Origin of the sequence: Rathayibacter sp. AY1B6, assembly GCF_002932755.1 — a bacterium.
Lineage (GTDB): Bacteria > Actinomycetota > Actinomycetes > Actinomycetales > Microbacteriaceae > Rathayibacter.
This window is the reverse complement of the sequence record NZ_PSWL01000037.1, coordinates 22,437-29,521: the sequence shown is the minus strand read 5'-3', so window position 1 is coordinate 29,521 and position 7,085 is coordinate 22,437. Positions and strand designations below refer to the sequence as shown.

Genomic DNA, 7,085 nt, shown 5'->3' with positions numbered 1-7,085 from the left:
GGTGCCGCCGGGCGCCACGGCCCCGGCCGCCGCACCCGCCGCCCGCCCGGCGGCACCCGCCCGGCCCTCCTCCGTGCCCGCCGCCGCCGCGCTCCCCGTCATCGCGAAGCCGCCGATCCGCAAGCTCGCGAAGGACCTCGACGTCGACCTCCTCGAGGTGCAGGCCACCGGCCTCGCCGGCGAGGTCACCCGCGACGACGTCATCCGCCACGCCTCGCAGGCCAGCGTCTTCCGCAACATCCAGACCCCCGCCTGGGGCGACGACCGCGAGGAGCGGATCCCCGTCCGCGGCGTCCGCAAGGCGATCGCCGCGGCGATGTCGACGAGCGCGTTCACCGCACCCCACGTCAGCGTCTTCGTCGACGTCGACGCGACCCGAACCATGGAGTTCGTCAAGCGCCTCAAGAACTCGCCCGACTTCGCCGGCGTCAAGGTCTCGCCGCTGCTCATCATGGCCAAGGCGATCATCTGGGCCGTCCGCCGCAACCCCACGGTCAACTCCGCCTGGACCGACACCGAGATCGTCGTCCGCCACTACGTCAACCTCGGCATCGCCGCGGCCACCCCGCGCGGACTGCTCGTCCCCAACGTCAAGGACGCCCAGTCGATGAGCCTCCTCGAACTGGCCCAGGCTCTCGAGAAGCTCACCCTCGACGCCCGAGACGGCAAGACCACCGCCGCCGACATGCAGAACGGCACCATCACCATCACCAACATCGGCGTCTTCGGGATGGACACGGGCACCCCGATCCTCAACCCCGGCGAAGTCGCGATCATCGCCCTCGGCACGATCAAGCAGAAGCCCTGGGTCGTCGACGGCGAGGTCCGCCCCCGCTTCGTCACCACGGTGGGCGGCTCCTTCGACCACCGCGTCGTCGACGGCGACGTGGTCAGCCGCTTCGTCGCCGACGTCGCCAGCGTGCTGGAGGAACCGGCGCTGCTGCTGGATTGAGCGGGCGGTGCCCGCTTGAGCGGGCGGTGCTCGCTTGAGCGGATTCCTCCTTCGTCGTCATCCGCTCCGCGGTCGGCTTGGGGAGGTGGGAGAGTTTCGTGGAGCGGGCCGCGTAGCGCTACGGCGAATCGCTGGAACGCGATTCGTCGGTTCGCTCGGCCCTGCGGGCGAGCCGGGGGCGGAGGAGACTCGGCCCTGCGGGCGAGCGAGGGGCGGAGGAGGCTCGGCCCTGCGGGCGAGCGAGGGGCGGAGGAGACTCGGCCCTGCGGGCGAGCGAGGGCAGAGGGGGCCCGGGCCTGCGGGCGAGCGGGAGACGGGGCAGGACGTCAGCTGAGAGGGGTGGCCCTGAGCCGTCGAGCGAGGGCGGGTGCTCTCAGCTGAGGTTGCGTCGGGCAGGGGGGCCGCCAGGGCGAGCGCGGTGGCCGGTCAGCGCGGGGGGACGGCGAAGGAGTGCAGGGCGAGGGCGTCGCTCAGGCGGGCGGCGGCGCGGGCGCCGCGGACGCTGGTGCCCTGGGGGTCCAGCGGTGGGCTGACGACGGCGGCGCCGAGGCGGCCGGGAGCGGAGAGGACGAGGGCGCCCGAGACGCTCGACTTGGCGGGGACGCCGACCGCGCGCATCCAGCGGCCCGAGCCGTCGTAGACGCCGCACGTCGCCATGACCGCGACCACATCGCGCGCGACCGAGGCCGGCACGACCCGCTCGCCGGTCCCCGGGTGCACGCCGCCGAACGCGAGCGTGGCGCCCATCGCGGCCAGGTCGCGGACGTCGACCAGCACGGCGCAGGCCCGGGCGTACGCGGAGACGGCGTCATCGGCGCCGCGGTGCAGGGTGCCCTCCGCGCGCATCAGATGCGCGAGGGCGTGGTTCCGGTCGCCGAGCAGGTGCTCGTCGGCGGCGACGCTCTCGTCGACGGAGAGCCGGCGGCCGGCGAAGGCGGAGAGGCCGCGGAGGATCCGCTCGCTCCGGCCGTCGGCGTCGCCCCCGTCGACCAGGGCGGCGGTCAGCAGCGCTCCGGCGTTCACCATCGGGTTCGGCGGGCGCCCGGTGCCGCTCTCGAGCTTGAGGGCGTCGAAGGCCTCGCCGGTGGGCTCGATGCCGACGCGATCGAGCGCGTCGCCACCGGTGTCGAGCAGGGCGAGCGCGAACAGGAACGGCTTCACGGCCGACTGGATGCTGAACTCCGCCTCCGCGTCGGCGCTCGCGCGGACGGAGCCGTCGGGCAGGACGAGCGCGATCCCGCAGAGACGGGGATCGGCGTCCGCGAGCGCGGGGATGCTGTCGTCGATCTCGCCCCCGTCGTCCGGCAGCACCTCCCGGCGCAGCGCCTCGAGGTCGTAGGCCAGGGGATCGGGGAGCGGGCTCATCCGTCCACTCTGTCAGGGCGGGGAGCCCGTCGCGTCCGGGGCCTCAGGAGAGCCCGAGCTCCGCGTCCAGCGCGTCCAGCTCCGCGGCGAACGACGCGCGCAGACTCTCCTTCTCGTCGGCGGGCAGCCAGGAGGCCTCCGCCCCGGTGAGCGCCATCGCGCGCAGCTGCGCGGCGGTCGCGCCGATCGGGCCGGCGGCGAGACGGTACTCGTCCGCGAGCGTGGTCGGGAACATCCCGGGATCGTCGGAGCACGGCACGACCCGCAGCCCTGCGTCGAGCATCGCCCGGATGGATGCGCGCCGCCAGGGCCGCCACGAGCGGCGCGAGGTCGTCGAGGCGACGGTGAACACCACGCCCTGCTCGCGGACGCGCTCGACGACGGCGGGGTCCTCGAGGACGAAGTAGCCGTGGTCGATCCGGTCGCAGCCCAGCAGGTCGAGGCAGGTCGTCGTGTTGGCGGCGGTCGGGGCGTGCTCGGAGGAGTGGGCGGTCCGGCCCAGGCCGGCCTCCCCGGCGAGGCGGTAGGCGTCGGCGAAGCGCTCGGGCGGACCGGCCGTCTCGAGGTTGTCGAGCCCGATCCCCGCCACGTACTCGTGGGGGTGGCGGACGACCTCGCGGACCAGCTCGAGCGCCTCCTCACCGCTGCGGCTGCGGTCGATGCCGGCGATCATCCGCCCCGTCATGCCGAAGTCGCGCTCGGCCATCCGGATGCCCTCGGCGTACGCCTCGACGCTGCCGCGGTAGCTACCCCGATCATCGGAGGGGCGCAGCGCCGCGCCGACGAGGACGGCCTGCAGCTGACCGTCGCCGTGCACCCGCTCGAGGCCGTGCGCGAGCTCGGCGCGTTCGACCGGCTCTCGAGGCAGGTCGACGGCTTCATCGTCGTCGCTCCCCGCGGCGGGGACGAGCTGCTGCTGGCGGCCGGGTCGCACAAGCCGACCGTGCTGGTGGACCGCGAGGTCGACGGTCTCGCCTCCGTCGTCGCCGACACGGCCGCCGCGTTCGGGTCGCTGGTGGCGCGCTTCGCCGCCGACGGGCACGAGCGCGTGCTCTACCTCGGCGGGCCGGAGGGCTCGTGGCAGGACAGGCAGCGCACCGCGGCCGTGCACGAGGCGGCGGCGAGCGGAGGAGCGGAGCTCACGGTGCTCGGTCCGTTCCCGGCCACCTTCGCGGCCGGCGTCTCGGCCGCGGCCGCGGTGCGCGAGTCCGGAGCGACGGCGGTCGTGCCCTACGCGACCGCCCTCGGGCTCGGGGTGCAGTACGCGCTGCTCGCCTCCGGCGGTCTCCCGGAGCGGCTCGTGGTGAGTTCGGAGCGGTCGATCGTCGACGCGCTCGGGCTCGTGGGGGTGCCGGCGGTGGACGTGGACGGCGAGCAGCTGGGCCGGGCAGCCGCGGAGCTGCTCATCGAGCGCCTCGCCCGTCGTGACGCCCCTCCCGAGCGCCGCCGCCTGCCGGTGCCCGTGCAGTGGCCCGCGGGCTGAGCCGGGACGGTTCTCGACCGGCCCCGCAGGACCGCGCGGCTCCGGGAAGCCGGGCGCGGTCCCGCGGGCCGGACGCCGCTACGCCGTGAGCGCGACCGCCGTCCACGAGACGGGCGGGAGGGTCAGCGTCAGCACGCCGTCCTCGAGCGACGCCGGGGCCTCGCGCAGGCGCACGCGGTCCTGGTCGTCGCGGGTGTTCTTGGCGTAGGGGTCCTCGTCGAACAGGGCCACCGCCTCCGCGACACTCGAGACTCCGAGGCCGCTGACGTCGACGGTGACCTCGATCGGCTCCGTCTGCGAGCGGTTCACCAGGAAGACGGCCGCGCGGCCCTCGTCGACGGTGGCGACGGAATCGATGAGCGGAGCGTCGCCGTGGCGGGCGGTCGAGTAGGTCCCCGCGTCGATCCGGGGGCGCAGCACCGAACCGGAGGCCAGGCGCGCCGTGGTCGAGAACGGGAAGAACGTGGTCTGGCGCCACGCGGCTCCGCCCGGCTCGGTCATGATCGGCGCGATCACGTTGACGAGCTGCGCGAGGGAGGCGGAGGTGACCCGGTCGGAGTTCTTCAGCAGCGTGATCATCAGGTTGCCGAGGACGACGGCGTCGGCGACGGAGTAGACGTCCTCGAGCAGGCGAGGGGCGTAGGCCCACTCGCGGGTGCTCTGGTCGCCCTCCGCGTCGGCCTTCTCCTTGGCCTGCCACTCCTCGAGGTACCAGACGTTCCACTCGTCGAAGGAGAGCTTGATGTCCTTCGTCTTCTTGAGCTTGAACTTCACGTGGTCCACGGTCGCCGCGACCGTGGCGATGAAGTACTCCATGTCGAGGGAGGAGGCGAGGAAGGAGCCGAGGTCGCCGTCGTACTCCTGGTAGTAGGCGTGGCACGAGACGTACTCGACGTCGTCGTACGCGTGCTCGAGGACCACGCGCTCCCACTCGCCGAAGGTCGGCATCGACGAGCTCGACGAGCCGCAGACGACCAGCTCGAGCGAGGGGTCCGCGATCTTGAGGGCCTTGGCGGTGCGGGAGGCGAGCTTGCCGTAGTCGTCGGCGCTCATGTGGCCGACCTGCCAGGGGCCGTCCATCTCGTTCCCGAGGCACCACATCCGGATGTCGTAGGGCTCGGTCCCGCCGTTGGCGATGCGCTGGTCGGCGAGAGCGGTGCCGGCCGGGCCGTTCGCGTACTCGAGGACGTCGAGAGCCTCGAGGACGCCGCGGGTGCCGAGGTTGACGGCGTACATGATCTCGCTGCCGGTCAGCTTCGCCCACTTGGCGAAGTCGTCGAGCCCGACCTCGTTGGTCTCGAGCGAGTGCCAGGCCAGGTCGCGGCGGCGGGGGCGCTCGGAGCGCGGGCCCACGCCGTCCTCCCAGCGGTAGCCCGAGACGAAATTGCCACCGGGGTAGCGGATCGTCGTGGTGCCGAGCTCCTTGACCAGCTCGACCACGTCGAGGCGGAAGCCGTCCTCGTTCGAGGCGGGGTGGCCGGGCTCGTAGATGCCGTCGTACACGCAGCGGCCGAGGTGCTCGACGAACGAGCCGAAGAGGCGCGGAGTGACGGGGGCGACGACCGCGGCGGGGTCGAGGCTGATGCGCGCGGTGGCGGCGGGGGCGTCGGTCATGAGGGCCTTTCGGGCTTCGGGCTCCCGCAGCGGGCTCGGCGGCGAGCAAGTCTTTCTAACGTTGTACACGATGGTCCGCCCCGCCTCCGCTGCTGTCAAGAGCGGCACGGACCCCGCCGGCCTGGCCGCTCGCCGCTGCCGAGGGCGGAAGACCTCCTCACCTGTCGCGCCTCCCCGCCACTGCTCAGCGCACCTGTGCTCGACTGGGCGGGTGCCCTCCTCCGATGCCGTCATCGACGCCTGCTCCGAGCTCGCCGACCGCGCCGACGCCCTCGCGGCCGCCCATCCCCGCCCGCGCGCGTTCCTCGCGGCCGTCGCGAAGGACGTCGCCGGCATCCGCAGCGCCCCGCTCGGCGCCCTCGACCTGGCGCACGGCGGCCGCAATCGGATCCGCGGCAAGGGCTTCCGCGGCCCCTACGACGACGGCACCCGCGGCCAGGCCCGGCACTTCGCCGGTGTCGCGGGCGCCACGCTCTACCTCGGCGGCCCGCTCGCGCACCTGTTCCTCCGCACCATCGGCGGCGACGTCCGCGGCTCGGCCGACGACCGGCTGACGACGCGGGCCGTGGAGTGGAGCAGACTCCTCCGCCGAGGCGAGCTGGCCGTCGCGGACGCGGGGGCGTGGATCCGCCGCGAGATCTGCAGCAGCGGGAGCTGCGCCTAGCCTCTGGTCGACTCGCGGGCGACCACGGTGAACGCCGCCTCGTGCAGGGTCCCGGGGCCGGTGCGGGTGCCCTCGATCCGGGCCTGCAGGACCTCGACCGCGGTCCGCGCGATCTCGTCGCGCCCCGAGTCCACGCTGGAGAGGCTGGGGGAGGAGTAGCGCGCCTCGTCGATGTCGTCGAAGCCGATCACCGCCACATCCTCGGGCACGCGGACCCCCGCCTCCTGAAGCGCCCGGACCGCGCCGAGCGCGAGGGTGTCGTTGAGCGCGAACACGGCGTCGAAGTCGAGGCCGGAGGCGAGCACGCGACGCATCGCCTCCGCGCCGCCGGAGCGCCGCCACGGACCCGAGACACCGATCAGCCGCTCGTCGTAGGCGATGCCGGCCTCGGCGAGGGCGGCGCGGTAGCCCTCGAGGCGGAGCGACGCCGAGCTGACCGCGGCGTCGGGGTGGGTCCCGAGTGCGAGGATCCGGCGCCGGCCGGAGGCGAGCAGGTGGGCGGTGGCCGCGTGCGCCGCGGCGGTGTTCTGCATGGTGACGTGGTCGACCAGCCCGGTGAAGATCCGCTCGCCGAGCAGCACCAGGGGGAAGCCGACCGAGAGCGCGTCCGCGTCGCCGAGGCCCAGCGGACTGAAGAGCAGGCCGTCGGTGAGCTGCCGGCGCTCGCTCGCCAGCACGCTGCGCTCGCGCTCGGGGTCGCCACCGGTCTGCTCGATCAGCACCGTCAGCCCGCGCTCGTCGGCGGCGCGCATGACGCTGTCGGCGAGCTCGGCGAAGTAGGGGAGGCTCAGCTCGGGCAGGGCGAGGCCGATCACGCCGGTGCGGCCGCGGCGCAGGCTCCGCGCCGCGAGGTTGGGGCGGTAGCCCAGCTGGGCGATGGCCGCCTGCACGCGCGAGCGGGTGGCGGGGCGCACGTGCGGGTAGTCGTTGATCACGTTCGAGACGGTCTTGATCGAGACGTCGGCGGCGCGGGCGACGTCGTGCAGGGTGACGGCCACGGTCCTCCC

7 protein-coding genes are annotated in these 7,085 nt (G+C 74.0%); 3 read left to right on the top strand and 4 right to left on the bottom strand.

The genetic code is table 11. From position 1 onward, the window contains the following. Window positions 1–952, top strand: a 952-nt coding sequence (locus C5D08_RS15875; RefSeq protein WP_104277837.1) for a dihydrolipoamide acetyltransferase family protein, incomplete at its 5' end; no start/stop codon positions are given. A gap of 426 nt (window positions 953–1,378) precedes the next feature. Here C5D08_RS15875 and glsA read toward each other — a convergent pair. Next, entirely contained in the window at window positions 1,379–2,317 is a 939-nt protein-coding gene (gene glsA, locus C5D08_RS15870) for a glutaminase A (protein ID WP_104277836.1), read from the bottom strand. Between the two features lie 43 nt (window positions 2,318–2,360). After that, window positions 2,361–3,134 (bottom strand): hypothetical protein, encoded by a 774-nt coding sequence (locus tag C5D08_RS15865; protein ID WP_258067436.1) that lies wholly within the window; start codon window positions 3,132–3,134, stop codon window positions 2,361–2,363. Here C5D08_RS15865 and C5D08_RS15860 point away from each other — a divergent pair. Then, window positions 3,129–3,800 (top strand): substrate-binding domain-containing protein, encoded by a 672-nt coding sequence (locus C5D08_RS15860; RefSeq protein WP_258067435.1) that lies wholly within the window; start codon window positions 3,129–3,131, stop codon window positions 3,798–3,800. The two genes, C5D08_RS15865 and C5D08_RS15860, sit on opposite strands and share 6 nt — an antisense overlap. 78 nt (window positions 3,801–3,878) lie before the next feature. Here C5D08_RS15860 and C5D08_RS15855 read toward each other — a convergent pair whose 3' ends face one another. After that, entirely contained in the window at window positions 3,879–5,414 is a 1,536-nt protein-coding gene (locus C5D08_RS15855; RefSeq protein WP_104277835.1) for an alpha-N-arabinofuranosidase, read from the bottom strand. Window positions 5,415–5,625: 211 nt separating this feature from the next. Between C5D08_RS15855 and C5D08_RS15850 the strand changes: the two genes are divergently transcribed. Then, window positions 5,626–6,078 (top strand): hypothetical protein, encoded by a 453-nt coding sequence (locus C5D08_RS15850; RefSeq protein ID WP_104277834.1) that lies wholly within the window; start codon window positions 5,626–5,628, stop codon window positions 6,076–6,078. On the opposite strand, the gene C5D08_RS15845 is transcribed toward C5D08_RS15850, so the two are convergent. Continuing rightward, window positions 6,075–7,076, bottom strand: coding sequence for a LacI family DNA-binding transcriptional regulator (locus tag C5D08_RS15845; RefSeq protein WP_104277833.1), 1,002 nt, complete (start codon window positions 7,074–7,076; stop codon window positions 6,075–6,077). The two genes, C5D08_RS15850 and C5D08_RS15845, sit on opposite strands and share 4 nt — an antisense overlap. Window positions 7,077–7,085: the final 9 nt, after the last annotated feature.

Coding starts and splice junctions, on each gene's coding strand:
- glsA (WP_104277836.1), bottom strand. CDS start 2,317: ATGAGCCCGCTCCCCGATCCCCTGGCCTACGACCTCGAGGCGCTGCGC.
- C5D08_RS15855 (WP_104277835.1), bottom strand. CDS start 5,414: ATGACCGACGCCCCCGCCGCCACCGCGCGCATCAGCCTCGACCCCGCC.